Raw genomic sequence first — 24,157 nt, forward strand, 5'->3', positions numbered from 1 at the left:
ACACGGACGCCGCCCCGGGGGTGCCCTGCCCGCGTCCTGCCGCGGCAAGCGTTCCGTTCGACCAGAGGGCCGATCCATGGCACAGTCCTTCCGCCATCCCGAGATCATGGACATCGTGCGCCGCGACGGCATGGTGACGGTCGAAGACCTTGCGGGCCATTTTAACGTCACCCACCAGACCATCCGCCGCGACCTGAGCGACCTTGCGGAATCCGGCAAGCTGGAGCGGGTCCACGGCGGCGCGATCCTGCCCCCGGTCACCGGCAACATCGGCTACGAGGACCGGCGCAGCATCAACCACGCGGGCAAGATCGACATCGCCCGAGCCTGCGTCGCCGACCTGCCGGAGGAGTGCTCGATCTTCCTCAACATCGGAACGACGACCGAGGCGGTGGCGACCGCCCTGCTCTCCCGGCGCAACATCATGGTGGTGACGAACAACCTGAACGTGGCGAACATCCTCGCCGCTGCGGACGGCGCGCAGGTCGTGGTCGCGGGCGGTGCGCTTCGCCGGTCGGACGGCGGCCTGGTGGGCACCCTGACCAGCCAGACCATCTCGCAGTTCAAGTTCGACTTCGCCGTGATCGGCTGCTCGGCGCTCGATTTCGACGGCGACCTCCTGGACTTCGACATCCTCGAAGTCGGTGTCAGCCAGACGATCATCCGCCAGGCCCGCAAGGTCTTCCTGGTCGCCGACCACACCAAGTTCCAGCGCCACGCGCCTGTCCGGATCGGATCGCTGTCCGAGGTCGACAGCTTCTACACCGACCGGCCCGTTCCCGCTGCCCTGCAGGACATGTGCGACGAATGGCAGACCAAGGTCGTCGTCGCGGACGGAGATTGAAGAGAAGTTCACAGCTGTGAACTTCGCCGTGCGGCGTGGCAGGAAAAAGTTCACAACTGTGAACTCAGGCCGCGCGGGAGCGATGGCGCGGGCGGATCATGTCGGTGCAGGAGAACATGCCGTTTTCACCCCTGCGGATGAGGCTGTGGAGGTAGGCACCCGGCACGCGGATGTCGTCCAGGCGCTCCAGCATGGCCGCCACGACCACCGCGGCTTCTGCCCGGCCCATGCAAAGCATTGCCTTTTCCCAGACCGATAATGTTATCCCCAGCATCGGGGCCACAGACAATGCCGTGCGCAGCATGTCGTCCCAGTCGCGTATCCCGTCCGGTGCGTAGCTCAATATTTCCGGACAGGCGTCCAGCACCTCGCGCAGCGTGAGCTTCGCCGCGTCTCGCGCCACATTTGCCGGTATCACAGCGCGGAGCGTTGGGGTTTCGTGAACCTCTTCGTGGCCATGGTCTTCATCAATGGATTCTTCATTTGATCTCTGAAGGTGCTGCTCGATTTCGCCGTCGCTGGTGCTCATTTCACCGGATTGATCGGGCGCGAGGACCGCGCCCGCCTCTTCGATCAGCGCGGCATGGTCGTCCCGCAGACGGATGAGCGCCTCGCGGTCGAGCTTCCGGCGGAGCGTGCGGCACGTCAGCCGGGCCGCGTCGCGCATCCGGTCCCAGAGCCCGAGGCCCGGGTGCGTCTCCGCGCCCAGGTCCGCCAGTCCGAAGAGATCGCGGTGCATCAGGCTGACGGTCTCGCGCAGCGCGGCGATCTCTGCGGCCAGCTGTTCGGCGGCGGCGGCATGGGCTTCTATTTCACCGGCGCGGGCGGCAAGTGGGGTGAGGTCGAAGCCGTAGGCCACCGGAGCGGCTCCGGTGCGGCGCACGTAGCGCTTCCCGTTGGGGCTGTCGCGCCGCATCACGAGGCCGCTGTCGACGAGGCGGGCCAAGTGGCGGCGCATGGTCGAACAGGGCATGCCGTGAAGCCGCGCGCAGAGCGTGGCGTTGGACGGATAGACGATCAGGGCCCGGCCCGGCCGCAGCACGGTCTCGGGATGGAAGCTGACCAGCGCCTGCATCACGGCGAGATCGCGGTCGGACAGGCCATAGGCGCCCCGCGCCGTGGCCAGCCTGCGCAGAACGGCCCATTTGTCGACGCCGTCGGCCGCAGGAGCCGCCGCCGCGCGGGCACGATGTTCCAGCACGGCAGCCGTCATCGGCCGCCGGAAAGGCGTTACGGGGGTGTAGCCCATCTTTTCTGTCACGAAGGCAATAAAAGAGCGGCCCGCGAATCACATAGGACTTGCGGAAATCTGCCACGGCCACTAGCTTGAAGGTGCTAGAAACAAGTCAGGGTCTCGTGGGGCGTCGTCCTTGCGGGACCTTTTCTTTGCCTGTCTCGTGCCTCCTTTGTTGGTTTCTGCTCGGTCTCAGTCTTCCGCCTGCTTCAACCAGCGGGCGTGAAGGTCTTCGATCAGGTCCTGCGCCCGGGCTTCCACCCAGTCGGCGAAGGGCCCCTCGTCCAGTTCCAGCGCGATCCCCTTGCCCGACCGGCGCAGAACGCCCCCGGGCGCGCCGCCGACGGTCAGCCTGCGTTTCGGCCGGCGCGCCGGGGCAGGGCGGGGAGCGGCTTGGCCGACCGCCTTCAGCACGGCTTCGAAGGCCGCGACCGACACCTCGCCCGGCTCGCTTTCCGTGCCGTGCAGCACATAGGCGTCGCGGGCCTTCGCATGCACGTCCTCGGCCACCGCGATCAGGCGGGCGGGGTCGGGTTTGGCCTCGGCCATGGCCTGGGCCAGCGCTTCCCACCGGGGGCGACCGATGCCGGGGGCGGGGCCGATGGCCTGCGCGAGGTCGCGGCCGATGGCCTCGGCCACCTTGATCGCCATGGAGACGGAGGATTTCGTGACGGTCAGAACCTCGGCCACCCGGTTCTGGGTGCCGAAGCCGCTTTCGACCAGTTCCTGCGCGAACAGCGCCTTCTCGATGAACGAGAGGTCGCGGCGCGCCATGTTCTCGGAAATCTGGGTCTGGAGCGCGGCGCCGTCGTCGAGCGTGGCGACCAGCGCGCGGACCTTGGCGACCTTGTCCGAAAGGCGGATCGCCTCGAGCCTGCGCCGCCCGTAGACGAGGAGATAGCGCCCCTCGACGCTGGGATGGCGGCGCACGAGGATCGGCACCGCCTGTCCGTTGACCTCGATCGCCTCGCGCAGGTCGGCCACGTCGGAGGGGTCAAGCCGGTCGGCAAGGCGGCCGTCCTCGATGGTGTCGGGGTCCAGCTCCCAGACGTGATGGGCGTCGACGGCATCGCGGGCCGAGCGCAGCGCGCGGTTGCTGGTCATCATCGGCGCCGCGCCGGAGGCCGGGGCAGGGCCCCCCGCCGCCGCGAGCCCGTCGAGGATCGACATGCGCTTCTTCTTGCCGCTGGTCATGTGCGCCCCCAGGTCTGCCGGATCAGTGCCGCAATCTCGTCGTTCACCGCGTTCAGGCTTTCGATGGCCCGGTCGTAGGTCGACCGCGTGAAGGCGCTGCGCTCGACCTCGTAGAGCGTCTGCTTGGTCAGCCCGGCGTCCGAGATCGCGGTCGATTTCAGCATCGGCGCGTTCAGCACCTTGTCGCCGTACATCGTGCGCAGGAAGGCGACGATGCGGTTCTGCGGCGCGTCCGAGGTCTCGTACCGGGTCAGCAGGTAGCGCATCCAGTCGTGGGACATGTCGGCGCCGCTTTCGGCGATGACGTCCATCAGGTCGGCGGTCATCCTCAGGAACTGGCTCATCGACATGACGTCCAGCATCTCGGGGTGGATCGTGACCAGCACGCCCGTGGCGGCCGACAGGGCCGACATGGTGAGGAAGCCCAGCTGCGGCGGGCAGTCGATCACCACCACGTCGTAGTCGGAATCGACCTGCGACAGAGCCTCCTTCACCCGGAAGAAGAACAGACCGGCATTTCCCTGCGACAGGGCGCGGGGCGTTTCATGCTCGAACTCCATCAGCTCGAGGTTGCCGGGAATCAGGTCGAGGTTCGGGATGTAGGTCTTGCGGATCACGGTCGAGATCGGCGCCGGATCCTCGTAGCGGATCGCGTCGTAGAGGGTGCCGCCGTCCTGCAGGTCGAACTCGGGCTGGACACCGTGAAGCGCGGTCATCGAGGCCTGCGGGTCGAGGTCGATGGCCAGCACGCGGTAGCCGGTCAGCGCCAGGCGCTGCGCGAGGTGGGCGGAGGTCGTCGTCTTGCCCGAACCGCCCTTGAAGTTCATCACGCCGATGATCTGGAGGTGGTCGCCCTCGCGCCGGCCGGGCAGGTAATCGCCGGGCTTTCGGGCGGTTTTCTCAAGCAATATCCGAAGGTTGTGGATATCCTCGACGGAGTAGAGGCGGCGGTTGCCCGGCGTCAGCTCGGGCGAGGGGCCCTTGCCGTCGAGGTGCAGCTTGCGCAGGTAGGAGTCGTTGACGCCAAGCAGCGCCGCGGCCTCGCCCGAGGTGAAGCGGCGCATCTGCTTGGTGGCGTTCGGGGGAAACAAATTTTCCCGCTGCGAATGCAGCTGCCCCGCCAGCCATTCGGCGTGTTGGCGGATGACCGCGTTCAGGTCATCCTGCGCAAAGTTCCTGTCCATCTGCCCTCGTGCCGCTGCCTGCTTGCATCCGCGTCGTGTTCACGGAATATGGCGTTAATCGCCGCTTTTTCGTGACCTTGAAGAAAGCGTCGGATTCGCGCAAGGGTTTTCTACATGTGGTATGCCCCGCAAGCCCGCAGAAGTGCAGGGAAAAGACACTGATCTGGCTGAAACAGAGCCGATCTGGGCAATTTGCGGGCTTCGGAGCCTACCGCAACATCTGCGCGCCGCGATCCAGGTAGGTGTCCAGGAACTGCTCCAGCCGCGGCTCGCGCGGGGCGGCGAAGACCTTTTCCGGCGTGTCGTGGAACAGCAGGCGGCCATGATCGAGGAAGCAGACGGTGTGGGCGACGGAGGCGGCGAAGCCGATCTCGTGGGTGACGACGACCATGGTCATGCCCTCGTCGGCCAGCGCGCGCATCACCGTCAGCACCTCGCCGGTGAGTTCCGGGTCCAGAGCCGAGGTCGGCTCGTCGAAGAGCATGATCGTGGGGTCGAGCGCCAGCGCGCGGGCGATGGCGACGCGCTGCTGCTGGCCGCCGGAGAGCTGCGCGGGGTAGTGGCCCGCGCGTTCCTTCAGGCCGACCTTGTCGAGCTGCGCCATGCCGCGCGCCTCGGCCTCGGCGCGCGGCAGGCCGCGGACGCGGCGCAGCGCGGCCGAGACGTTGCCGAGCGCGGTCATGTGGGGCCAGAGGTTGAACTGCTGGAACACCATGCCGATCTTGCCGCGCACCCGGCGCAGTTCGGCCGGACTCTGGCGGCGTCGCGCGCTGCCGGTGCCGGTGAAGCCCAGCGGTTCGCCCTCGATCTCGATGCTGCCGCTCGTCGGCTCCTCAAGGAAGGCCATGCAGCGCAGGAGGGTGGACTTGCCCGAACCGGAGGGGCCGATCAGGCAGGTGACCTGGCCGCGGGGCACCTCGAGGGAGATGTCGCGCAGGACCAGCGTGTCGCCGAACTTCTTCGACAGGGTGGCGATGCGGATGGCGGGATCGGTCATGGCGCGGTCCTTCACGGGGTGCCGAAGGTCGAGAGGCGGCGTTCGGCGAGGCGGCCGAGGAGGTTCGCAAGCTCGACCAGCGCCCAGTAGACGAGGGCGAGCACGACGAGGGATTCGACGAAGGCGTATTGCTGCGAGCCGATGGCGCTGACGGTCATCGTCATCTCGGGCACGGTGATGAGCGACAGAAGCGCGGTTTCCTTCAGGAGGATCACCGCCATGTTCATCGCGGGGGGCAGCACCAGCAGGGCCATTTCCGGCAGCAGGATGAAGCGGATCGTCTGGCCGCGGCTGAAGCCCGCGCAGGCCGCGGCCTCGACATGGCCGGTGGGGACGGACTGGTAACCGGCGCGGAAGATCTCGGCATAATAGGCGGCGCCGTAGACCGAGAGGCCGATGAGTCCCGCCGGGATCGGGTCGAGACGCAGGCCGATGTAGGGGCCGCCGAAGTAGAGCAGGAAGATCTGCACCAGGAAGGGCGTGCCGCGCAGGATCTCGACCGGGAGGGACAGGGCGAGGTCGACGAACCGTCCACCGAAGCGGCGGGCGGTGGCGACGAGGAAGCCGAGGGCGGCGGCCAGCAGGGTGCCGGCGATCCAGATCAGGATCGTGACGCCCAGCCCGGCGAGGATCTGCGGCCCCCTGGCGAGGATGACGGCGAAATCGAAGCTCATGCCGAGGGCAGTCCGGGCAGGGCGCGTTCGGCGCGGCGTCCGAGGAAGGCGACGACGACGTTGATCGCGAGATAGATCAGCCCGGCGGAGGCGAAGATCGGCAGCGGCTGGTAGGTGGAGGCGGCGAGGTTCTGGGCCATCTTCGTCAGTTCGATCAGGCCGACGACCGAGACCAGCGACGACGCCTTGAGGATCAGGATCGCCTCGTTCACCAGCGCCGGGAAGGTCATGCGGAGCGCGATCGGGGTGCGGATCCAGAAGAAGCTCTGGGCGCGGGTGAACCCCGCCATCTCGGCGCTTTCGATCAGGCCGGGGGCGACGCCCTCGAACCCGCCGCGCAGGTTCTCCGCCTGGTAGGCGGCGGTGCAAAGGGAAAGGCCGATCAACGCCGTCGCGAGGCTCGGGAGGGTGATGCCGAGGGAGGGCAGGAGGTTGAAGATCAGCAGGAGCTGCACCAGCAGCGGCACGCCCCGGAAGAACGAGATGAAGACGACCGCGAAGCCCTTCAGCGCGGCATTGCCCGACATCCGCATGGCCGAGAGGACGATGGCGATGGCGAGGCCCGCGAGGATCGACACCGCGCTGACGAGGATCGTCATCAGCGAGGCCTGCAACAGCAGCTCGAACAGGGTCCAGGTCATCGGGGGGTCCGGAGGTCAGGGGCGGCGGGGCAGGGGGCCCCGCCGCGAAGGTCAGGTCAGATGGCGGGCTCGGTCACCTTCTCGGGCATGTCGAAGGTGGTGCCGAACCATTTCTGCTGGAGCTTCTCCATCCGCCCGTCGGCGCGCATCTTCAGCAGGATCTCGTCGATCTTGTCCATGAGGCTCGCATATTCGTCCTCGATCCGGCCGGGATAGCCGAAATAGGTGGGCGTGCCGAAGGCGGGGGTCACGACCTTGAACACCTCGGGACGCTGCGAGGCGACAAAGGCGATGTTCGGAAGGGAGTTCGCCACCGCCTCGATCCGGCCCGCGGCGAGGTCGGCGTAGGCCTCGTTGAACGAGACGTATTCGCGGATTTCCGAGGCGGGGGTGTCGAGCGATTCGGAGAAGGCCTTGAGCTGCGCCAGTTGCGCGGTGCCGGTACCTGCGCCCACCGGCTTGCCCGAGATGTCCTCGGGCTTGGCGATGTCGCTGTTCGCGCCGACCAGCAGTGCCACGGTGGCCTCGGCGATCGGAGAGGAGAAGCGATAGCGCTTCATCCGCTCGGCGGTGATTGTGGCGGGGCCGGCGACCATGTCGAAGCGGCCCGCTTCCAGACCGGGCAGGACGCCGGTCCAGTCCAGCGTGATCCATTCGATCTTCACGCCCATGTCCTTGCCGATCTCGTCGAAGACGTCGACGTTCAGGCCGGTGTGGGTGCCCGCGTCGACGAAATCGAAGGGGGCGAAGGCGGTTTCGGTGCCGACTTTCAGCACCCCGGCCTCCATCACGCGGGCCAGCGCATCCTGGGCCTGCACGGGCAGGACGGCGCTGAGGCTGAGCGCCACCCCGGCGAGGGCGGCAAGAAGTTTCCGTTTCATGGTCGTCTCCCTGGATGGCCCTTCCTCGGGCCTGCTGGTTCGTGTCCGGTGCGGGTCCTGCGACTCCGCCCTGTCTTTTGAATAGACAATACCGAGGCTGACGCCAAAATCGCCGTCGTGCAATGGTGGAGGCCGCACCGGGATGCCTTTTCGGGGGCGCTCTGCCGCGGATGTGCCCGAGAAACGGGCATCTGCCGGGCGCTATTCCCTGCCGTCGAGCCAGGCGCGGATGATCGCCCTGTGGCGTTGGCCATCGTAGCTGGGGAAGTGGCCGCCGTGGACGACGCGCACGGGCAGGTCGAAAAGGCGCACCATCGAGCGGTGATAATCGGCGGCGTCCGCGTGGTAGGTATCCTCGATCAGCGGGCCGTCATAGACGATGTCGCCCGAGAACAGGATGCCCGTCGCCGCTTCCCACAGCGCGATGCCGCCGGGGGAATGGCCGGGGGTGTGGATCCCCTCGAACCGCCGGTCGCCGAGGTCCACCGTGTCGCCGTCCTCCAGCAGCCGCGTCGCGGGGGCGGCCCGGTTGGCGTAGGTCTCCGAGCTGTAGGGCAGGGGGGGCAGGCGGTCGAAGATGTCGTCGGTGACATAAGGGTCGGCGAGGGTCGCGGCGCGGGTGGGGTGGGCGAGGATGTCGGCCTCCAGCCGGTGCACCGCGCGGTCCTCGAACTCGTGATGGCAGCCGATGTGGTCGAAATGGGTATGGCTGGCGACGGCGGTCAGGGGGCGTTCCGTCACCAGCGGCACCCAGTCGCGCAAGGAGAGCACGCCCATGCCGCTGTCCACCAGCATGTCGCGGTCCGACCCGCGGACGTGCCAGACGTTGCAGCGGTAGAACTCCTGGATGAACGGCTCGTCGATCAGGGTGATCGCATCGTCAATCCGGCGGATGCGATACCAGTCCTCGGGGCGGGCGCGGTCCATGGCTCAGGTCTCCTTCGGAAAGACGCGGAGGGCGGCGGGATCGGCGGAAAGATCCAGCGTGTCGCCCGGGGCGGGGACCTTGCCGGGGGGCAGGTGGACCGTCAGCACGAGGTCCGGCGCCGCCTCGGGCACGACATGGGCGCGGCAGTGGGTGCCGAAGAAGGCGGCATCCTGCACCTTCGCCGGGCCGATCCGGAACGTCCCGCCGGTGAAATCCTCGGGCCGCAGGCAGGCGACGACTGCGCCGCGGTGCGGCGTGTGGGGCAGGGTGCCGAAGGGGGTTTCCACCCCTGTCGCCGTGACCTTCGCGGGGATGCGGTTGGTTTCGCCCATGAACTCGGCCGCGAAGAGGGTCGCGGGCGCGCGGTAGATGAGGGAGGGCGCGCCTTCGTCCTCGATCCGCCCCGCGTTCATCACGACGATGCGGTCGGCGATGGCCATGGCCTCTTCCTGGTCGTGGGTGACGTGCACGAAGGTGGTGCCCACCTGCCGCTGGATCCCCTTCAGCTCGTCCTGCATGGAACGGCGCAGCTTCAGGTCGAGCGCGCCGAGCGGTTCGTCGAGGAGCAGCACGTCGGGCTCGACCGCCAGCGCGCGGGCGAGGGCGACGCGCTGGCGCTGCCCGCCCGACAGCTCGTGGGGCCGCTTGCCCGCGGCGTGGTCGAGGCCGACCATGGCAAGCAGCTTCTCCGCCCGCCCGTGCCTCTCGCGCCGCCCCATCCCGGCCATCCTGAGGCCGAAGGCCACGTTGTCGCGCAGGGTCATGTGCGGGAACAGGGCGTAGTCCTGGAACATCGTCGTGGTGGGCCGCTTTGCCGGGGGCACGCGGGTCATGTCCCTGCCGCCGATGGTCACGGTGCCGTCCGTCGGCTCGATGAAGCCGCCGAGCACGGACAGCAGAGTGGTCTTGCCGCAGCCCGAGGGGCCGAGGAGGGTGACGTATTCCCCGGCGGCGATCGAGAGGTCGATGTCCTTCAGGGCGTGGAACGAGCCGAACCAGTGGTTCAGCCCCGAAAGCGTGACGGGGGCGGTCATGGGCGTTTCCGGAAGACGAGGAGTTCGAGGATCAGCACCACCGTCACCGAGACGAGGAAGACGAGCGATCCGATGGCGTTGAGGCGCGGCGAGAGGCCCGAGCGGAGCATGGACCAGATCTCGACCGGCAGGGTGACGTCGAAGCGGGTGAGCAGGAAGGCGATGATGAACTCGTCCCAGCTGAGCGTCACCGACAGGAAGAAGGCGGCGGCAAGCGCGGGGGCCAGCATCGGCACGGTGACGAGCAGGATCACCTTCGCCTCGGAGGCGCCCAGATCGCGGGCGGCGCGTTCGGCGTTCTGCTGCTGCGCGCCCATGGAGGCATAGACGATGGCGAAGGCGAGCGGCAGGTTGATGACGACATGGCCGATCCCGGCGGTCATCAGCGACAGCGGTGCGCCGAGGCGGGTCAGCACGATGAGAAGGCCGAGGCCGACGATCAGGTAGCTGACGGTGAGCGGTGCAATCAGCAGGCCCCGCACGAGCGTCGCGCCGGGCAGGACGTGGCGGGCGAGGCCGTAGGCGGCGAGGAAACCCAGCGTCACCGCCACCGCCGAGGATCCGAAGGCGACGGCGAGGGAGTGGCCGAGGGCGGAGGTCAGGTCGCGGTCGGCCAGGATCTCGCCGTACCAGCGCAGCGACGGGCCGTCGAAGGGCGGCACGGGCAGGGCGCCGCCCTGGAACGAGAACAGCACCAGCGCGCCCACCGGCAGGTAGATGAACACGAAGGCGGCGGCGAGGTAGAGCCAGGGCAGCGCGCGCATCAGAGGCGATCCAGCCTTAGCCACCGTGCCGAGGCGAGATAGGCCAGAGTCACGATGCCCATGAGGACGATGGCGAGCGCCGAGGCCAGCGGGAAATCGGCACGGCGCCCCAGCTGCACCATGATGATCTGCGGCACCGTCAGCTCGGTGTTGCCTCCGAGGATCTGCGGCGTGACGTAGTCGCCGATGCACAGCACGAAGGTCAGGAAGGCGCCGGTGACGATGCCGGGGAGCGTCAGCGGCAGGATCACGTGGCGGAAGGTCTGGAAGGCGTTCGCGCCAAGGTCCATCGCGGCGCGGCGGTAGTTCGGGGAAAGCTGGATCAGGTTGGCGAAGATCGTCAGCGTCAGCAGCATGACGAAGAAGTGGACGAAGCCCGTCACCGTGGCCAGCCGTGTGTTGGCGAGGGTCAGGGGTTCGGCGATGATCCCGAGCCCCATCAGCGTCCGGTTGACGACACCTTCCCGCGCCAGCACCAGGAGCCAGGCGTAGGAACGCACGACGTAGGAGGTCCAGAACGGCAGGATCGCCAGCAGAAGCGCCAGCCGCTGCCAGCGGGCGGGGACGCGGAAGGCGATGATCCAGGCCAGCGGATAGGCCAGCAGGACCGAGACGACGGTGACGGTCAGCGTGATCTCCAGCGACACGAGGATGCCGCGCCAGAGATAGGCCTTTTCCGCCAGCTCGGCGTAGTTGGCGGGCGACAGGCCCCAGACCAGCGTGCGGCCTTCCAGCGTGGCGAGGCTCATGGCGCCCATGACGACGAAGGGCAGGACGAAGAAGGCCAGCGTCCAGAGCAGGGCGGGGGCGACGAAGCCCCAGCCGCGCAGTCCCTCGCGGTCGAGGGTGCGCTGCGTGTTCGCCGCGTCGGACATCAGACCGGCACGAAGGTCAGCCGGATCGCCTCGCCGCCGATCCGCGCGTGGTCCGTCAGGCGCAGGGGCGGCCGCGGTCCGGCGAAGAAGGGCACGCCCGAGCCAAGGACGACCGGGTGGTAGTACATGCGGTATTCGTCGATCAGGCCCATGTCGGTGACGCTTTGGGCCAGTTTCGTGCCGCAGATGGCGACCTCGCCTTCGGTGGTGTCCCTGATGGCGCGGATCTGCCCTTCCACGTCATCGCCGATCAGGGTGGCGTTCGGGCCGACCTCGTCCAGCGTCCGCGACACGACCCATTTGCGCTGCGCCCGCCACACGGACGCAAACTCGCGCAGATCGGCGTCCCATTCCGGGTGGTCCTCGTCCCAGTAGCGCATCACCTCGTACATCCTGCGGCCGTATATGCTGCCCGAGACGGCACGCACCGCCTCGATCCAGTGGCGGAACAGGGCGGCGTCGGGTGCGAACCTGTCATGGTCGACGTATCCGTCTAGCGAGACGTTCATAGAGAAGGTGAAGCGGGCCATGCGCCGGTCTCCCTGCCGTTCCCTGCTAAGGATCGGCGGGCGCCGCGCGGGCGCCCGCCGGAAGCGTCACTGTTGCAGCGTCTCGAGCCAGAGATCCTGCATCTCGATGTCGAGATCGGACGACGGCGCGGGATAGAGCTGGGTGCGGGCCAGGTAGTCGGGCTGGTCGTCCCACCGCAGCACCTTCTTCTGGTCGTCCGTCAGCATCTCGCCCGCCTTGGCGTTCGCGGGCATCCCCCAGAAGCACGAGGAGGTGGCGAGGCGGCTCTGCCCCTCGGGGCTGACGATGTACTTCACGAACTCGGTGGCGAGGTCCTTCTTTTCGCTCGTCTCCAGCACGCCGATCGACTGGGTCCAGCGCACCGCGCCTTCCTTCGGGATTGTCCAGGTCAGGTCGGGCTGCTCGGCCGCCAGAACCGCGGTCAGCCACTCGCCGCCGCCGACCACGATATCGACCTCGCCCGTCGCCAGCGCCGTCTGCGCGGCGACGACGCCCGCCACCGACACGGCGCGGGAGCGCATGGTGGAGAGCGTGGAGCCGATGGTCTCCAGATCGCCCTCGCCGATCTTCGCGGTCTCGATCCCGTCCGCCAGCGCGGCCAGGCCCATCACCGGCAGGTAGTAGTCGTAGATCGAGATCCTGCCGTTGTACTTCTCGCCCCAGACGGTCGAAAGGCTTTCCATGTCCGCCGGATCGACCTTGGCCGCGTTGTAGGAGATGGTGTTGTAGCCGAACTTCTCGGTCACGGCATAGGTCTTGCCGTCGGCCCCGTTGTTCTCGGCCATCACGACCTCGGGGAAGAAGTCGGCCGTGGGCAGTTCGTCTGCCGGAAGCTCGGCCAGGATGCCCGCCTCGACCGCGCGGAACACATCGATGCCGTCGATCACCAGCACGTCCCAGTCGCCCGGGCGGGACTGTTCCAGCAGGGCGAGCGCGGCGCCGGTGCCTTCGTATTCGCGCAGGTTCACCTTGACGTCGTGCGCCTTCTCGAAGGGCTCGATCAGGGCGGGGTCGGTGTGGTCGCACCAGACGAGGGCGTTCAGTTCCTCCTGCGCGCTGGCTTGGGTGGCAAGCGTCAGGGCGGTGGTGGCGAGAAGCAGCGAAGGCAGGCGGGTCATGCGGATCTCCCTGGGATTGGCGGCCTTGGTCGGCTCTTTCGGAAAAAACTTGAAGTCATTCATATTTGCAGTCAACTTTATTTTCCGATCCCTCCACCACGGCTTCGGGCCATCGCCATGACCGGACTGCGCGCACGACAGAAGGCTGACCGCGAAAGGCGCATCCTTTCGGCGGCGGTGACGCAATTTCGGGCAGACGGGTATCGCGCCGTGCGAATCGAGGACTTGGCCGAGGCGGCGCAGGTCTCGGTCGGGACCGTCTACAACTACTACTCGACCAAGGGCGACATCCTGATCGCCACCGTGGCGATGGAGGTGGAGGAGGTGCTGGCCTCGGGCGCCGCGCTGGTGGCCGATCCGCCTTCGGGGGTGGAACGGGCGCTGCTGGCGCTGATCTTCTCCTATTACGACCATTCGCTCGAATACCTGTCGAAGGAGATGTGGCGCACGGCCATGGCGCTGGCCATCGAGGCGCCGGGCACGCCGAACGGACGGCGCTACAGCGACCTCGACCGGCGGCTGGCGGACCAGGTGACCGCGCTTGTCGCGGCGCTGCAGGGGCGGGGGGAGGTGCGGACGGAGCTGGACGCGGGGGCGCTTGGCGAGGTGCTGTTCAACAACCTGAACCAGATGTTCCTCGAGTTCGTGAAGGATGACGCGATGACGCTGGAGGCGCTGAAGGCGCGGGTGACGGCGCAGACAGGACCGATCGCCCGGCTGATCGCGACGCAAGGCGAAACTTGAAAAAGTAAGGCGCGGGGCGCATATTCACGGCATCCGCAGCCGGGGAAGGCGCCATGCAGGAGTCGACGATCACCTCGAAGGGCCAGACGACCCTGCCGAAAGCCGTGCGCGAGGCGCTGAAGCTTCGGCCCGGGGACAAGCTGCGCTATCTCATCCTCGACAACGGCGAGGTGCGGCTTCTGCGCACCCGGCCGTTGGCCTCGCTTGCCGGGGCGCTCCGGCACGAGGGCGGCGCGGTGTCGCTTCATGCGATGGAAGAGGCCATCGCGGACGGCGCTGCCGGGCAGGGATGACCGGGCTCGACACCAACGTGATCGTCCGGTTCCTGACCCAGGACGACCCGGCGCAGTCGGCGCTGGCGAACGGGCTGATCGGCTCTCTCACCGCGGAAAACCCCGGATTCCTGTCGCGCGAGGCGATGGTCGAGACGGTGTGGGTGCTGGAGCGCGCCTATGGCATGGCCCGCCCGCGCATCGCCGCCGCGCTGGAGCGGTTGCTGGAGGCGGAGGAGCTGGTGATCGAGGCCGCCGACGACGTGGGGCTGGCGCTGCACCGCTACGGCCGGGGCGGGGCGGGATTTGCCGACCACATGATCCTGATCGCGGGGGCGCGGGCGGGCTGCGGGAAGACCTTCACCTTCGATCGCAAGGCCGCCGCCGCGCCGGGGCGCGCGCTGCTGGCCTGAGGGGCGTTGCACCCGGCACCGCGCTGCCGCAGACTGAACCCTGAAAGGAGCCGCCGATGCCCGAGGCCATCGTCACCCCCCTGACCCAGGCCCTGTCCGAAGGGAAGCTGACCCGCGCCGAGCTGCGCGCGTTCATGCGGCGCAGCAACGGCCCCGCCTTCCGCCACCTTGCGCTCTGGATCGTCTTGCTGGCGCTGACGGCGACCGGCGTGGCGCTGGCCTGGGACAGCTGGCTGATCTGGCCCGCGATGTTCGTGCATGGCGTCGTGCTGGTGCATCACTTCTCGCTCCAGCACGAGTGCGTGCATTACACGGTGTTCCGCACCCGCTGGCTGAACGATCTCGTCGGCAACATCTGCGGGGCGATCATCATCCTGCCGCACCAGTTCTTCCGCTACGAACACTGCGACCACCACACCCACACCCAGATCGACGGCGACGATCCCGAGCTGGTGCCGATGCCGCGGACGTTCGGGCAATACCTTCTCTATCTCAGCGCGATCCCCTACTGGCGGACCAAGATCCGCGAGCTGGTCCGCCATGCCGCGGGCAGGATCGACCTGCACGAGAAACGGTTCCTGCCGAAGGTGGCCGAGCGGACGGTGATCCGCGAGGCGCGGATCATGCTGGCGCTTTACACCGCGCTCGCGCTCACGATGCTGGCCACCGGCTGGACCGCGCCCCTGTGGTTCTGGTTCATCCCGCTGGTGCTGGGAGAGCCGGTGATGCGCTTCATCCGCATGACCGAGCATGTGGGCCGGCCCATGGTGGCGCAGATGCACGACAACACCCGCACCAACCTCGTCTCGTGGCCCTGGCGGTTCCTGTCCTGGAACATGAACTACCACGCCGAGCATCACTATGTCGCGTCGGTCCCGTTCCACGCGCTGCCGCGGCTGCACCGGAAGCTGAAGGATCACGTCCATGTCGAGCCGGGCGGATACCTGGGCGCGCACCGGGACATCCTGCGCCAGCTGCGCCATGGAGGATGACGGCTGGCGCGACCTGATCGCGCTGTCCGGGATCGAGCGCGGCTGGGTCACGCGGGTGGATCTGGAGGGCCGGCCGCTGGCCGTCTATGACACGCCCACGGGCATCTTCGTGTCGCTCGCGCTCTGCAACCACGGCGGGGCGGACCTGTGCGACGGCTACTTCGACGGCCACGTGATCGAGTGCCCGCTGCACCAGGGGGCCTTCGACGTGCGCGACGGCCGCCCCGTCTCGGCCCCGGTCACGCGGCCCATGCGGACCTTTCCGGCGCGGGTGCGGGACGGCCGGGTTCAGGTCCGGCTGCGGGGCTAGCGGGCGCGTTCAAGCCTGCGGAACAGCATCGACAGGCCGAAGCAGAGCACGAAGTAGAAGGCGGCGGTGGTGATCCAGGCCTCGAAGATCAGCCGGGTGGAGGCGACGAGCTCGACCGTCTTGTAGGTCAGTTCCTGCACCGAGATCAGCGAGATGATCGAGCTGTCCTTGATCAGCGTGATGAACTGGTTGGCGAGCGGCGGCACCACCTTCTTCAGCGCTTGCGGCAGCACGATGTATCGCATCTCCTGCCAGCGGCTCATTCCGATGGATCGCGCCGCCTCGCGCTGGCCCCTGGGTATGGATTCGATCCCGGCGCGCACGATCTCGCCCACGAAGGCGGATTCGAACAGCGCCAGCACGATCACCCCGGCGACCATCGACGGGAAGCGCCGCATGTCGCCGAAGAAGAACTCCCAGACCGCCGTGTTCTCGCCCCGCGCTATGTCGCGCGCCCATGCGTTGAGGTTCAGCGCCTCGATCAGCTGGGCGGAGAGGAAGAAGTAGAAGATGAAGACGATGACGACGGGGGGGATGTTCCGCAGCAGCTCCAGGTAGGTGCGCGCCAGGAGCCGCACCGTCAGGTTCTCGGCGGTGCGCGCGAGCCCGAGGATCGTGCCGAGGATCAGGGCAAGGACGCTGGAATAGAGACTGATGCGGATGGTGGCGAAGAGACCCTGCAACAGCAGGTTGGCGAACCAGCTTTCGGTGTCTGTGCGGTAGCGCAGGATGTAGTTCGGGATCAGCTCCCACCGCCAGTCGTAGTTCAGCTTGCCCTCGACCGTCAGCGCGACATAGCCGAAGACCCCCGCGAGAACCGCGAGGATCACGAGGTCGGGCCACTTCAGCTTTCGCAGGAACGAGGGCAAGCCGGGGCCTTACTTCTGCGCGACCTGGTCGGCCCAGTCGTCGCCCTTGAACCAGTAGTCGTTACGCTCCTTCAGCCAGCCGGTGGCGGTGCGGATGCCGATCCAGTTGTTGAAGAAGTTCAGCGCGTCAGGGTCGCCCTTGCGCACGGCGAAGGCTTCGCCCGTGGCAAGGAAGTTCTCGTCGAAGGGCACGGTCAACGTGTCGGGATAACGCCGCGCCTCGGTCGAGGGGGTGGGCTCGGAGGCCATGGTCGCGTGGGCGTTGCCGTTCAGCACCTCCTGCGTCGCCGCGCCGTCCTCGTCGAAGAGCAGCAGCTTCGCCTCGGGAAACATCTCGGCGATGACGTTGGCGGGGGTGGCGCCGCGGCGGGCGGCGAAGGTCACGTCGGGCGAGTTGTAATCTTCGAGCGTGAAGCCTTCGGTCATGGACTTGTTGGCGAGGATCGTGACGCCGGAATAGGCGTAGGGCGTGGTGAAGTTCACCGTCAGGTTCCGCTGCGGGGTGATCGACATGCCCGAGATGATGACGTCGAAGTTGCCCGAGACCAGCGCCGGGATGATCCCGTCCCATGCGGTCGGAACGAACTCCACGTCCACGCCCATGTCCTCGGCCAGGGCGCGGCCGACGTCGAGTTCGAAGCCGATCAGCTCGCCGTTGAGGTCGCGCATGGACCAGGGGGTGAACAGCGACAGGCCGATTCGGATGACGCCCGCCTTCTTGATGCTCTCGATGACGCTTTCCGAGGACAGCGCCTGGGTCGCGCTCTGGGCGAAGGCCGGGCCGGTGGCGAGCAGCGCCGCGAGGGCCAGGCCGAGGGTTCTGCGTGTCAGTGACATTTGAAGTCTCCCTGTGGGTTATTGACGGGTGGCGAGGCGCCTCTCCAGGGCGCTGACGCCGAAGGACAGGACCAGCGTCAGGATCAGGTAGACGCCGGCGATGGTGAACCAGATCTCGAAACTCATGAACGTGTCGGAGATGATGTTGCGCCCGATGGTCGTCAGCTCGGCCACCGCGATGACGCTGACGATGGCCGAGGACTTGATCAGCGCGATGAACTCTCCCGTCATCGGCGGCAGCAAGAAGCGCACCGACTGGGGCAGGATGATCCAGCGATAGGCCTGGGCGCGGCTCATCCCGATGGCCGACGCCGCCTCCCACTGGCCCTGCGCCACGGCGTTGATCGCGGCGCGCAGGATTTCCGAGATCAGCGCGGCGTGGAACACGGCAAGCGTCAGGATCGAGGCCCACCAGCGGTCCAGCCCGAAGATCGGCCCGAGGACGTAGTAGAACAGGTAGAGCAGCACGAGGAGCGGGATGTTGCGGATCAGCTCGAGATAGCCGACGGCGACCGCCCGGCCGACGACGAGGCCCGAGAGGCGCAGCAAAGCGACCAGCAGGCCGAGCGCGACGGCCAGCAGGAAGGACAGGCCCGAGAGCAGCACCGTGGCGCCGAGGCCGAAGAGGATCTCGCCCGGCTGGAAGCCGTCGTCGGTGAAGCTGCCGAAGTATTTCGGCACCTGATACCATTGCCAGTTGTAGCCCATCCGCTGCGCCCCGGCGTAGGAGGCCCAGACGATCGCCGCGACGATGACGAGGTAGAGCGCGACGGCCACGGGCCGCGCGTTCAGCACGCGCTTCGCCGTCCAGGGGCGCTGCGGCGCGGCCGGGCGCCCGGTGTCGGCAAGCGTCACCTCAGTGCTCCAGGATCTGGTCGAGGAACAGCTTCGCGCGGGCGCTTTCGGGGGCCGAGAAGAACTTCTCGGGCGGCGCGACTTCCACGATCCGGCCCTGTTCCATGAACACCATGCGGTCCGCGACCTTCCTCGCGAAGCCCATCTCGTGGGTGACGACGACCATGGTCATGCCGGTCCCCGCAAGCTCCACCATCACGTCCAGCACTTCGCCGATCATCTCGGGGTCCAGCGCCGAGGTCGGCTCGTCGAACAGCATCACGCGGGGCTCCATGCAGAGCGCGCGGGCGATGGCGACGCGCTGCTGCTGGCCGCCCGACAGCTGCGAGGGGTACTTCCCGGCCTGCTCGGGGATGTGCACGCGGTCGAGGTACTTCCGCGCCGTCGCCTCGGCCTCGGCCTTCGGCAGCTTCCTGACCTTCATCGGCCCGATGGTCAGGTTCTCCAGCACCGAGAGATGGGGAAACAGGTTGAACTGCTGAAAGACCATCCCGACGTCCTGGCGCAGCTGGCGGATCTTCGGGCTGTCCGGCACCAGCTCCACCCCCTCGACCGTGAGCCGCCCGGCATCGTGGCTTTCCAACCCGTTGAAGCAGCGGATCAGCGTCGACTTGCCCGAACCGGAGGGCCCGCAGACCACCACCCGCTCGCCCTGGTGGACCGTCAGGCTGACGTCGCTCAGCGCCTGGAAATCGCCGAAGAACTTGTCCAGATGCTCGGCCACGATGATCGGCGCCTTCGTCATGTCGTGGTGTCGTCCCCCGCGTTGCCCCGAGCATGATAGGTCGAAGCTGCAGGATGCAAGGATTTCCGGGGGCGGCGGCTGCCGGGACTGCCGGAAAACCGTCGCGCTGCCCGCATTTCCGGCGTCTCAGGCGCCATCGCCCGAGGCATAGTATCCGACGACGTCGCCGTCCGTCGTCACCCCGAGCCCGTTCAGCAAGCGGTTGACATAATTGAAGTATCCGGTGATCTGGTTGATCTCCAGGATCTCCCCGTCGCTCCAGCCCGCCTCGCGCAGCGCCTCGACATCCGCGCGCACCATCGGCCCCGGCGTCAGCGTCAGCTTCGCGGCATAGGCCAGCGCCGCCAGTTCGGCTCCGGCGAAGGCGTCTTCGGGGCGGCGGGCGGCCAGAGCGGCCTCGACCGCGTCGGCGCGGGCGTCGTCGCCGATCAGGTGGCGGGCGTTGGCCCAGTGGTTGGCGTGGGAATAGGTGCAGTCGTTCAGCACCGAGACCCAGGAGGCGATGACCTCCTGGAACCACATCGGGATCGTGTTGGCGTCGTCGTGCAGGCAGGCGCGGTAGAGCTTCACATGGCCGACCATGGTCGAGGGGCGCAGCGAATGGACCCGCATCACGTTGTCGACCGTGCCGTGGGGGGTGCGGGCCAGGTCCAGCGCGGCGCGCAAGGCGTCGTCGGCCTCGTCGTCCGGGATCATCCGTATCCAGGCAGCCATGTCGTTCGTCCTTTCGGGAGGGGAGGCGCCGTCATCTCAGCAGGTTTCGCCGCGGCGGGGAAGGGGGGCGGCGGCGCGCGTCACCAGGCCCTTGCGACCGCGTGGGCCGGCTGCATCCTTTCGCCGCGCCGGTCCAGCCCGATCCGGAAATCGGGCCTGCGGAACAGCGCCGCCATGTCCGGGCAGCGCTCCAGCAGCTCGGCGCCGCCGGGCAGGCGGGCGGGGTGCAGCACGCCGTCCTCCCAGACCGGAACGCCGTCTATCCACACCGTCGGGTCGATGACGTTCAGGCAGATTTCCCCCGGCGCCTCCGCCCCGCAACTGTGGAAGTGCAGCACGCGCGGATTGCCGAAGGCGGATCCGCTCCACTGCTCCATGCGCCCCCGCGCAGGCCAGGGAAAGGCGCAGGCGGGGTGGATGCCCGCGTGCCAGGAGTGGATGGCGTTCCGGTCGAGGCCGTAGAGCGCGGCGATCCGGTCGTACTGCCGTTCGGCCCGGTCGACGTCGCCGGGCGTGCCTTCGAACCCGGTCAGCCGCCCGGCGAGGAACCGCGCGGCGAGGGGGCCTTCGAACCTCACCGTCTGGCGGGGGTAGTACCGCGAGCCGGTGCCGCACAGGAAGCCCGGCAGCGCGATCCGGCCCGAGAAGCCCGCGGCCGGCACGGGCGAGAAGACCGAGACCGGGAAGCGCCGACAACGCACGTCGCTGGCCGCTGTCGTGGTCGGCGTCGTGTCGGGTCGGCCGCTGAAATCGGTGCCGCGCGGGCAGGTCACGCGGACCGACCGCGCGGCGCCGAGGTGGCGGTCGATCAGCCTCTTGAGGGCGGAGAAGGCCCGCGGATCGGCGGTGCCGAAGGCCGAGCCCAGCATGGCCTCGGACAGTGCGAAGCAGACGACGATCCGGCCCTCGGGCAGACCGGCGAAGCGCAGCTGGTCGCCGAGCCGCGACAGGAACACCGTGATGTCCGCCGCGCGCATCCTGTCGGCAAGCGCCGGGGGCAGGCGGCGGATCTCCGGTGCGAAGCCGGTGTCGAACAGGTCGACCGTCGCGCCGAGGTCGCGGGCGGCCTTCGCGACGCGGGCGGTGACGCCCGGTTCGAAATAGCCGTGTTCGGGTGGCTCGAAGGCGATCAGCAGCCGCTCGCCCCGCCGCAGGCCCGCCGCGTGGCGCAGGAGGTTCAGGGCGCCCCTGTCCGCCGGGTCAGATTTCATGCCGCGCCTTCCGCCCATGCCGAAAGATGCACCCGCCGTGCATCTCATCCCTGTTCAGGGTGCCGCGCCGGATCGCGTCAAACCATTTGAAACCGCTCATGTGCTGCATTAGCCTGGCTAATATGATCCGCTCGCTTCCCTTCTCGGCCCTGCGCGCCTTCGAGGTCGTCGTGCGCCTTGGCGGCTTCAGCGCCGCGGCCGACGAGCTCGGCATCAGCCAGAGCGCGGTGAGCCAGCACGTGAAGGCGCTGGAGGAGTGGCTGGGCCAGGCCCTGCTGACCCGCGGCGCCCGCACCTCGATCCCGACGCGGGAGGGCGAACAGCTGGCCCGCGCGGTGGCCGAGGGGCTGGGGCGGATCTCGGACACCTGCACCGAGTTGCAGGACCGCCGCCGCGCCGACGACACCGTCACCATCAGCTGCCTGCCCGGTTTCGCATTCACCTGGCTGTTTCCGCGGCTGCTGCGGTTCGACCTGAACCACCCCGAGGTCATCATCTCGATCACCACCGACACGGGCCGCGCGCCGTTCTCGCCCGCACAGGCCGACATCGGCATCCGTTACGGGTTCGGCCAGAATCCCGGACTGCATGTCGAGCACCTGATGGGCGAGCAGATCTTCCCGGTCTGCGCGCCGCATCTGCTCGACGGGCCGCTGCCGGATATCGAGACTTTCCTGGCGGAACACCCGCTGCTTCAGGACGAGCACGGCGATTTCGGCGGCTCGAAGCCCGACTGGGCCTTCTTTGCCCGCGAATGCGGCATCTCCCTGCCGCCAAGGCTGGCGACGCGGCGCTTCGGTCAGGCGAACATGGTGGTTCAGGCGGCGGCCGAAGGGCTGGGGATCGCTCTTGGCCGCGGGCCGCTGGTGATCGACGCGCTGACCGACGGGCGGCTGGTGCGCCCCTATCCCCATGTCGTCGCCTCGCCGCTGTCCTACTGGCTGGTTTGCCAGCCGCTGGCCCAGGACATTCCGAAGTTCCGTCTGTTCATGGACTGGATCAAGCGGGAAGCCCGAAATCAACCCGCATTGCCCGAAACCGCGCCGACTTAGTATTAGCTGAGCTTCTACATCTCATAACCGAAGGACTGTGCCATGTTCCTCAGAAACTGCTGGTACGCCGCCGCCTGGAGCCGCGACATCACCCGTGCCCTGTCGCCCCAGACCTACCTTGGCGAGCGGGTGGTGCTGTTCCGCCGCGAAGACGGCACCCCGGTCGCGCTGGAGGATGCCTGCCCGCACCGCAAGCTGCCGCTGTCCGAGGGGCGGCTGATCGGGGACACCGTCGAATGCGGCTATCACGGGCTGACCTTCGACGGCTCCGGCACCTGCGTCGCCGCCCCGACCCAGCCCGACGCGATCCCGCGACGGGCGCGTGTGAAGTCCTATCCGGTCGCCGACCGCTACCGGCTGCTCTGGATCTGGATGGGAGAGCCGGAGCTGGCCGACGAAAGCCTGATCTTCCCGATCGAGAACTTCGACAACCCCGCCTGGGGCTATACCGACGGCGGGGTGATGGACCTGGCCTGCCACTATCTCTGGGTCTGCGACAACCTGCTGGACCCGAGTCACGTCGCCTGGGTGCACGTCAGCTCGTTCAAGGGGGCCGGGACGGACAATGCGCCGCTGTCGGTGGAAAGGACCGACCGCGGGGTGATCGTGGGGCGCTGGATCTACGGCCAGCCGCCGTCGCCCTACTATGCGGACCTGCTGAAGTTCGACGGGCCCTGCGACCGGCTCCAGCACTACGAGATGTGCCTGCCGGGGATCGGGCTGAACAAGTCGGTCTGTACGCCTCCGGGCACCGGCGGGCCGGACATGACGCCGGTGGCGGAGACCTATGTCAACATCTCCTACAACTTCATGACGCCACTGGACGGGGACAACACCCGGTATTTCTGGTTCCAGCACCGCAACACCGATCCGGACGACCGGGCGATTTCCGAGCGGATGAACGCCGGCGCGCGGATGGCCTTCGAGGAGGACCGCGCGGTGCTGGAGAAGGTGCACCAGGGAATGAAGAACCCGGCGACGCCCGCGCTGGACCTCGGGCTTGACGCGGGGGCGAAGCAGTTCCGCCTGATGCTCGACCGCGCCATCGCGGCGGAGCGGACCAGCACGGTGGTCTGAGCGGTCAGGCCACCTGCACGCCCGCGCACCAGGCGCAGTTCAGCACCGGCAGACCCTCGGCCGTCGAGAAGCGGATGACGTCGGCGCGCAGGCCCACCTCCAGCCGCCCGCGGTCGGCAAGGCCCGCGGCACGGGCCGGTGTGTCGGTGACGGTGGCCATGCCCTGCGCGAGGTTGCCCCATTCCTCGCCCAGCCGGACGGCGGCCAGCAGCAGCCCCGCCGGCACATAGTCGGACGACAGGATGTCGAGCCGCCCCGCCTGCGCGAGTTCCAGCGCCGCGACGTTGCCGGAGTGCGAGCCGCCGCGGATCAGGTTCGGCGCGCCCATGACGGTCACGATTCCGGCGCCATGGCAGGCCTCGGCCGCGGCGAGGGTGGTCGGAAACTCTGCGATGCTGACGCCGTGGCGGTGGCTGGCGGCCACCTGCTCGGGCGTCGTGTCGTCGTGGCTGGCCAGCGCCGCCCCATAGCGCTGCGCCGCCTGCACCACCGCTGCCTCGTGCGTCGCGCCGAACCGCGACTGGAGCCCGCGCAGGAAGTCGACGTAGGCCTCGAACCCCGCGGGATCGAGCCCGTGCTTGCCGCAGACATAGTCGCGGTACTTGTCCATGTCGCTGAACTGCCGCTGCCCCGGCGTGTGGTCCATCATCGACACGATGCCGACCCGGTCCTCCGGCCCGAACTCGGCCAGCTCCTCCTCCAGCGTTTCCGAGCAGATCTCGGCCCGGAGATGGATGTGGTGGCTGATCTTCAGCGCCCCCGCGTCGCGCATCCCCAGGATCTCGTCCGCCATCTGCCGCGCGTACTTGCCGTAGCGCTTGCCGCTGTCCGAGACGATGGAGCCGACGCGGATCGCGTCGAAGACGGTGGTGATGCCGGTCCCCGCAAGCTCGCGGTCGTGGGCGACGATGGCGGCGCGGTGGGGCCAGTCCACCTTGGGGCGGGGGGCGAGGTGGCGTTCGAGGTTGTCGGTGTGCAGCTCGACCAGACCCGGCGACAGGTAGTCGCCGCCAAGATCCGTCGCACCCTTCGGCACGGCGCCGCCCTGCTCGATCCCGGCGATGCGACCCGCTTTCAGCCGCAGCGCGCCCGTGATCACCTCGTCCCTCAGGATCAGGCGGGCGTTGGCGAGGATGGTCTCTTCTGTCATGTCGGTGTCACCGTGTC

At 68.1% G+C, this 24,157-nt stretch carries 28 protein-coding genes; 8 read left to right on the top strand and 20 right to left on the bottom strand.

Going from position 1 to position 24,157, the window contains the following annotated elements; all coding sequences use genetic code 11:
* The first annotated feature begins 76 nt into the window (after nt 1-76).
* Nucleotides 77-844 carry a DeoR/GlpR family DNA-binding transcription regulator gene (locus tag A7B20_RS09405; protein ID WP_102108320.1) on the top strand — a complete coding sequence of 256 codons (768 nt, stop codon included), beginning with the start codon at nt 77-79 and terminating at the stop codon, nt 842-844.
* 64 nt (nt 845-908) lie between these two features.
* On the opposite strand, the gene repC is transcribed toward A7B20_RS09405, so the two are convergent.
* The 13 genes from repC to A7B20_RS09470 form a co-directional block, all read right to left on the bottom strand.
* The gene (repC, locus tag A7B20_RS09410) at nt 909-2,093 is read right to left on the bottom strand and encodes a plasmid replication protein RepC (protein ID WP_102108321.1); all 1,185 of its coding nucleotides are present in this window, start codon (nt 2,091-2,093) and stop codon (nt 909-911) included.
* Nucleotides 2,094-2,270: 177 nt separating this feature from the next.
* Nucleotides 2,271-3,272 carry a plasmid partitioning protein RepB gene (repB, locus tag A7B20_RS09415; RefSeq protein ID WP_102108322.1) on the bottom strand — a complete coding sequence of 334 codons (1,002 nt, stop codon included), beginning with the start codon at nt 3,270-3,272 and terminating at the stop codon, nt 2,271-2,273.
* A complete protein-coding gene (gene repA / locus A7B20_RS09420) occupies nt 3,269-4,456 on the bottom strand; it encodes a plasmid partitioning protein RepA (protein WP_102108323.1) in 1,188 nt (395 codons plus the stop codon). The genes repB and repA overlap by 4 nt, the downstream gene beginning before the upstream one ends.
* 208 nt (nt 4,457-4,664) lie before the next feature.
* Nucleotides 4,665-5,453 (bottom strand): amino acid ABC transporter ATP-binding protein, encoded by a 789-nt coding sequence (locus A7B20_RS09425; RefSeq protein WP_102108324.1) that lies wholly within the window; start codon nt 5,451-5,453, stop codon nt 4,665-4,667.
* Between the two features lie 11 nt (nt 5,454-5,464).
* Nucleotides 5,465-6,127 (bottom strand): amino acid ABC transporter permease, encoded by a 663-nt coding sequence (locus A7B20_RS09430; protein WP_102108325.1) that lies wholly within the window; start codon nt 6,125-6,127, stop codon nt 5,465-5,467.
* Nucleotides 6,124-6,768 (bottom strand): amino acid ABC transporter permease, encoded by a 645-nt coding sequence (locus A7B20_RS09435; RefSeq protein WP_102108326.1) that lies wholly within the window; start codon nt 6,766-6,768, stop codon nt 6,124-6,126. Before A7B20_RS09435 ends, A7B20_RS09430 begins: the two co-directional genes overlap by 4 nt.
* A gap of 56 nt (nt 6,769-6,824) precedes the next feature.
* Complete coding sequence (locus tag A7B20_RS09440; RefSeq protein WP_102108327.1) at nt 6,825-7,649, bottom strand: transporter substrate-binding domain-containing protein; 825 nt, start codon at nt 7,647-7,649, stop codon at nt 6,825-6,827.
* Between the two features lie 201 nt (nt 7,650-7,850).
* Nucleotides 7,851-8,576 carry an MBL fold metallo-hydrolase gene (locus A7B20_RS09445; RefSeq protein WP_102108328.1) on the bottom strand — a complete coding sequence of 242 codons (726 nt, stop codon included), beginning with the start codon at nt 8,574-8,576 and terminating at the stop codon, nt 7,851-7,853.
* 3 nt (nt 8,577-8,579) lie between these two features.
* Nucleotides 8,580-9,611: an ABC transporter ATP-binding protein gene (locus A7B20_RS09450; RefSeq protein ID WP_102108329.1), complete on the bottom strand. Its 1,032-nt coding sequence runs from the start codon at nt 9,609-9,611 to the stop codon at nt 8,580-8,582.
* The gene (locus tag A7B20_RS09455; RefSeq protein WP_172960988.1) at nt 9,608-10,375 is read right to left on the bottom strand and encodes an ABC transporter permease; all 768 of its coding nucleotides are present in this window, start codon (nt 10,373-10,375) and stop codon (nt 9,608-9,610) included. The genes A7B20_RS09450 and A7B20_RS09455 overlap by 4 nt, the downstream gene beginning before the upstream one ends.
* Nucleotides 10,375-11,250, bottom strand: a complete 876-nt coding sequence (locus A7B20_RS09460; protein ID WP_102108330.1) for an ABC transporter permease — start codon at nt 11,248-11,250, stop codon at nt 10,375-10,377. Before A7B20_RS09460 ends, A7B20_RS09455 begins: the two co-directional genes overlap by 1 nt.
* Nucleotides 11,250-11,780: a dihydrofolate reductase family protein gene (locus A7B20_RS09465; RefSeq protein ID WP_102108331.1), complete on the bottom strand. Its 531-nt coding sequence runs from the start codon at nt 11,778-11,780 to the stop codon at nt 11,250-11,252. The genes A7B20_RS09460 and A7B20_RS09465 overlap by 1 nt, the downstream gene beginning before the upstream one ends.
* A gap of 66 nt (nt 11,781-11,846) precedes the next feature.
* Complete coding sequence (locus A7B20_RS09470) at nt 11,847-12,899, bottom strand: extracellular solute-binding protein (protein WP_102108382.1); 1,053 nt, start codon at nt 12,897-12,899, stop codon at nt 11,847-11,849.
* Between the two features lie 117 nt (nt 12,900-13,016).
* Between A7B20_RS09470 and A7B20_RS09475 the strand changes: the two genes are divergently transcribed.
* Genes A7B20_RS09475 through A7B20_RS09495 form a run of 5 tightly spaced genes read left to right on the top strand, consistent with a single transcriptional unit; the run spans nt 13,017 to nt 15,630 of the window.
* Nucleotides 13,017-13,643 carry a TetR/AcrR family transcriptional regulator gene (locus tag A7B20_RS09475; protein ID WP_102108332.1) on the top strand — a complete coding sequence of 209 codons (627 nt, stop codon included), beginning with the start codon at nt 13,017-13,019 and terminating at the stop codon, nt 13,641-13,643.
* A gap of 53 nt (nt 13,644-13,696) precedes the next feature.
* The gene (locus A7B20_RS09480) at nt 13,697-13,936 is read left to right on the top strand and encodes an AbrB/MazE/SpoVT family DNA-binding domain-containing protein (protein ID WP_102108333.1); all 240 of its coding nucleotides are present in this window, start codon (nt 13,697-13,699) and stop codon (nt 13,934-13,936) included.
* Entirely contained in the window at nt 13,933-14,328 is a 396-nt protein-coding gene (locus A7B20_RS09485) for a type II toxin-antitoxin system VapC family toxin (protein WP_102108334.1), read from the top strand. Before A7B20_RS09480 ends, A7B20_RS09485 begins: the two co-directional genes overlap by 4 nt.
* 56 nt (nt 14,329-14,384) lie before the next feature.
* On the top strand, nt 14,385-15,320 hold the full coding sequence (locus tag A7B20_RS09490) for a fatty acid desaturase family protein (RefSeq protein ID WP_102108335.1): 936 nt from the start codon (nt 14,385-14,387) through the stop codon (nt 15,318-15,320).
* On the top strand, nt 15,310-15,630 hold the full coding sequence (locus tag A7B20_RS09495) for a non-heme iron oxygenase ferredoxin subunit (protein ID WP_102108336.1): 321 nt from the start codon (nt 15,310-15,312) through the stop codon (nt 15,628-15,630). Before A7B20_RS09490 ends, A7B20_RS09495 begins: the two co-directional genes overlap by 11 nt.
* On the opposite strand, the gene A7B20_RS09500 is transcribed toward A7B20_RS09495, so the two are convergent.
* From A7B20_RS09500 to A7B20_RS09525, 6 genes are all read right to left on the bottom strand, one after another.
* Nucleotides 15,627-16,499: an amino acid ABC transporter permease gene (locus A7B20_RS09500; RefSeq protein WP_102108337.1), complete on the bottom strand. Its 873-nt coding sequence runs from the start codon at nt 16,497-16,499 to the stop codon at nt 15,627-15,629. The genes A7B20_RS09495 and A7B20_RS09500 overlap by 4 nt on opposite strands.
* Nucleotides 16,500-16,508: 9 nt before the next feature.
* Nucleotides 16,509-17,336 (bottom strand): transporter substrate-binding domain-containing protein, encoded by an 828-nt coding sequence (locus A7B20_RS09505; RefSeq protein WP_102108338.1) that lies wholly within the window; start codon nt 17,334-17,336, stop codon nt 16,509-16,511.
* Nucleotides 17,337-17,354: 18 nt separating this feature from the next.
* Nucleotides 17,355-18,191, bottom strand: a complete 837-nt coding sequence (locus A7B20_RS09510; RefSeq protein ID WP_245866765.1) for an amino acid ABC transporter permease — start codon at nt 18,189-18,191, stop codon at nt 17,355-17,357.
* A 1-nt stretch (nt 18,192) separates the two neighbouring features.
* Nucleotides 18,193-18,936 carry an amino acid ABC transporter ATP-binding protein gene (locus tag A7B20_RS09515; RefSeq protein ID WP_102108339.1) on the bottom strand — a complete coding sequence of 248 codons (744 nt, stop codon included), beginning with the start codon at nt 18,934-18,936 and terminating at the stop codon, nt 18,193-18,195.
* A gap of 126 nt (nt 18,937-19,062) precedes the next feature.
* Nucleotides 19,063-19,650 carry a peroxidase-related enzyme gene (locus A7B20_RS09520; RefSeq protein ID WP_102108340.1) on the bottom strand — a complete coding sequence of 196 codons (588 nt, stop codon included), beginning with the start codon at nt 19,648-19,650 and terminating at the stop codon, nt 19,063-19,065.
* An 80-nt stretch (nt 19,651-19,730) separates the two neighbouring features.
* A complete protein-coding gene (locus tag A7B20_RS09525) occupies nt 19,731-20,861 on the bottom strand; it encodes a hypothetical protein (protein WP_102108341.1) in 1,131 nt (376 codons plus the stop codon).
* Between the two features lie 122 nt (nt 20,862-20,983).
* On the opposite strand from A7B20_RS09525, the gene A7B20_RS09530 reads away from it, so the two are divergent.
* The gene (locus A7B20_RS09530) at nt 20,984-21,913 is read left to right on the top strand and encodes a LysR substrate-binding domain-containing protein (protein ID WP_102108342.1); all 930 of its coding nucleotides are present in this window, start codon (nt 20,984-20,986) and stop codon (nt 21,911-21,913) included.
* 42 nt (nt 21,914-21,955) lie between these two features.
* On the top strand, nt 21,956-22,990 hold the full coding sequence (locus tag A7B20_RS09535) for an aromatic ring-hydroxylating dioxygenase subunit alpha (protein WP_102108343.1): 1,035 nt from the start codon (nt 21,956-21,958) through the stop codon (nt 22,988-22,990).
* A 4-nt stretch (nt 22,991-22,994) separates the two neighbouring features.
* Here A7B20_RS09535 and A7B20_RS09540 read toward each other — a convergent pair whose 3' ends face one another.
* Nucleotides 22,995-24,140: an alpha-D-ribose 1-methylphosphonate 5-triphosphate diphosphatase gene (locus tag A7B20_RS09540; protein ID WP_102108344.1), complete on the bottom strand. Its 1,146-nt coding sequence runs from the start codon at nt 24,138-24,140 to the stop codon at nt 22,995-22,997.
* Nucleotides 24,141-24,157: the final 17 nt, after the last annotated feature.

Origin of the sequence: Oceaniglobus roseus, assembly GCF_002869745.1 — a bacterium.
Classification (GTDB): Bacteria; Pseudomonadota; Alphaproteobacteria; order Rhodobacterales; family Rhodobacteraceae; genus Oceaniglobus; species Oceaniglobus roseus.

Coding starts and splice junctions, on each gene's coding strand:
- A7B20_RS09405 (WP_102108320.1), top strand. CDS start 77: ATGGCACAGTCCTTCCGCCATCCCGAGATCATGGACATCGTGCGCCGC.
- repC (WP_102108321.1), bottom strand. CDS start 2,093: ATGGGCTACACCCCCGTAACGCCTTTCCGGCGGCCGATGACGGCTGCC.
- repB (WP_102108322.1), bottom strand. CDS start 3,272: ATGACCAGCGGCAAGAAGAAGCGCATGTCGATCCTCGACGGGCTCGCG.
- repA (WP_102108323.1), bottom strand. CDS start 4,456: ATGGACAGGAACTTTGCGCAGGATGACCTGAACGCGGTCATCCGCCAA.
- A7B20_RS09425 (WP_102108324.1), bottom strand. CDS start 5,453: ATGACCGATCCCGCCATCCGCATCGCCACCCTGTCGAAGAAGTTCGGC.
- A7B20_RS09430 (WP_102108325.1), bottom strand. CDS start 6,127: ATGAGCTTCGATTTCGCCGTCATCCTCGCCAGGGGGCCGCAGATCCTC.
- A7B20_RS09435 (WP_102108326.1), bottom strand. CDS start 6,768: ATGACCTGGACCCTGTTCGAGCTGCTGTTGCAGGCCTCGCTGATGACG.
- A7B20_RS09440 (WP_102108327.1), bottom strand. CDS start 7,649: ATGAAACGGAAACTTCTTGCCGCCCTCGCCGGGGTGGCGCTCAGCCTC.
- A7B20_RS09445 (WP_102108328.1), bottom strand. CDS start 8,576: ATGGACCGCGCCCGCCCCGAGGACTGGTATCGCATCCGCCGGATTGAC.
- A7B20_RS09450 (WP_102108329.1), bottom strand. CDS start 9,611: ATGACCGCCCCCGTCACGCTTTCGGGGCTGAACCACTGGTTCGGCTCG.
- A7B20_RS09455 (WP_172960988.1), bottom strand. CDS start 10,375: ATGCGCGCGCTGCCCTGGCTCTACCTCGCCGCCGCCTTCGTGTTCATC.
- A7B20_RS09460 (WP_102108330.1), bottom strand. CDS start 11,250: ATGTCCGACGCGGCGAACACGCAGCGCACCCTCGACCGCGAGGGACTG.
- A7B20_RS09465 (WP_102108331.1), bottom strand. CDS start 11,780: ATGGCCCGCTTCACCTTCTCTATGAACGTCTCGCTAGACGGATACGTC.
- A7B20_RS09470 (WP_102108382.1), bottom strand. CDS start 12,899: ATGACCCGCCTGCCTTCGCTGCTTCTCGCCACCACCGCCCTGACGCTT.
- A7B20_RS09475 (WP_102108332.1), top strand. CDS start 13,017: ATGACCGGACTGCGCGCACGACAGAAGGCTGACCGCGAAAGGCGCATC.
- A7B20_RS09480 (WP_102108333.1), top strand. CDS start 13,697: ATGCAGGAGTCGACGATCACCTCGAAGGGCCAGACGACCCTGCCGAAA.
- A7B20_RS09485 (WP_102108334.1), top strand. CDS start 13,933: ATGACCGGGCTCGACACCAACGTGATCGTCCGGTTCCTGACCCAGGAC.
- A7B20_RS09490 (WP_102108335.1), top strand. CDS start 14,385: ATGCCCGAGGCCATCGTCACCCCCCTGACCCAGGCCCTGTCCGAAGGG.
- A7B20_RS09495 (WP_102108336.1), top strand. CDS start 15,310: ATGGAGGATGACGGCTGGCGCGACCTGATCGCGCTGTCCGGGATCGAG.
- A7B20_RS09505 (WP_102108338.1), bottom strand. CDS start 17,336: ATGTCACTGACACGCAGAACCCTCGGCCTGGCCCTCGCGGCGCTGCTC.
- A7B20_RS09515 (WP_102108339.1), bottom strand. CDS start 18,936: ATGACGAAGGCGCCGATCATCGTGGCCGAGCATCTGGACAAGTTCTTC.
- A7B20_RS09520 (WP_102108340.1), bottom strand. CDS start 19,650: ATGGCTGCCTGGATACGGATGATCCCGGACGACGAGGCCGACGACGCC.
- A7B20_RS09525 (WP_102108341.1), bottom strand. CDS start 20,861: ATGAAATCTGACCCGGCGGACAGGGGCGCCCTGAACCTCCTGCGCCAC.
- A7B20_RS09530 (WP_102108342.1), top strand. CDS start 20,984: ATGATCCGCTCGCTTCCCTTCTCGGCCCTGCGCGCCTTCGAGGTCGTC.
- A7B20_RS09535 (WP_102108343.1), top strand. CDS start 21,956: ATGTTCCTCAGAAACTGCTGGTACGCCGCCGCCTGGAGCCGCGACATC.
- A7B20_RS09540 (WP_102108344.1), bottom strand. CDS start 24,140: ATGACAGAAGAGACCATCCTCGCCAACGCCCGCCTGATCCTGAGGGAC.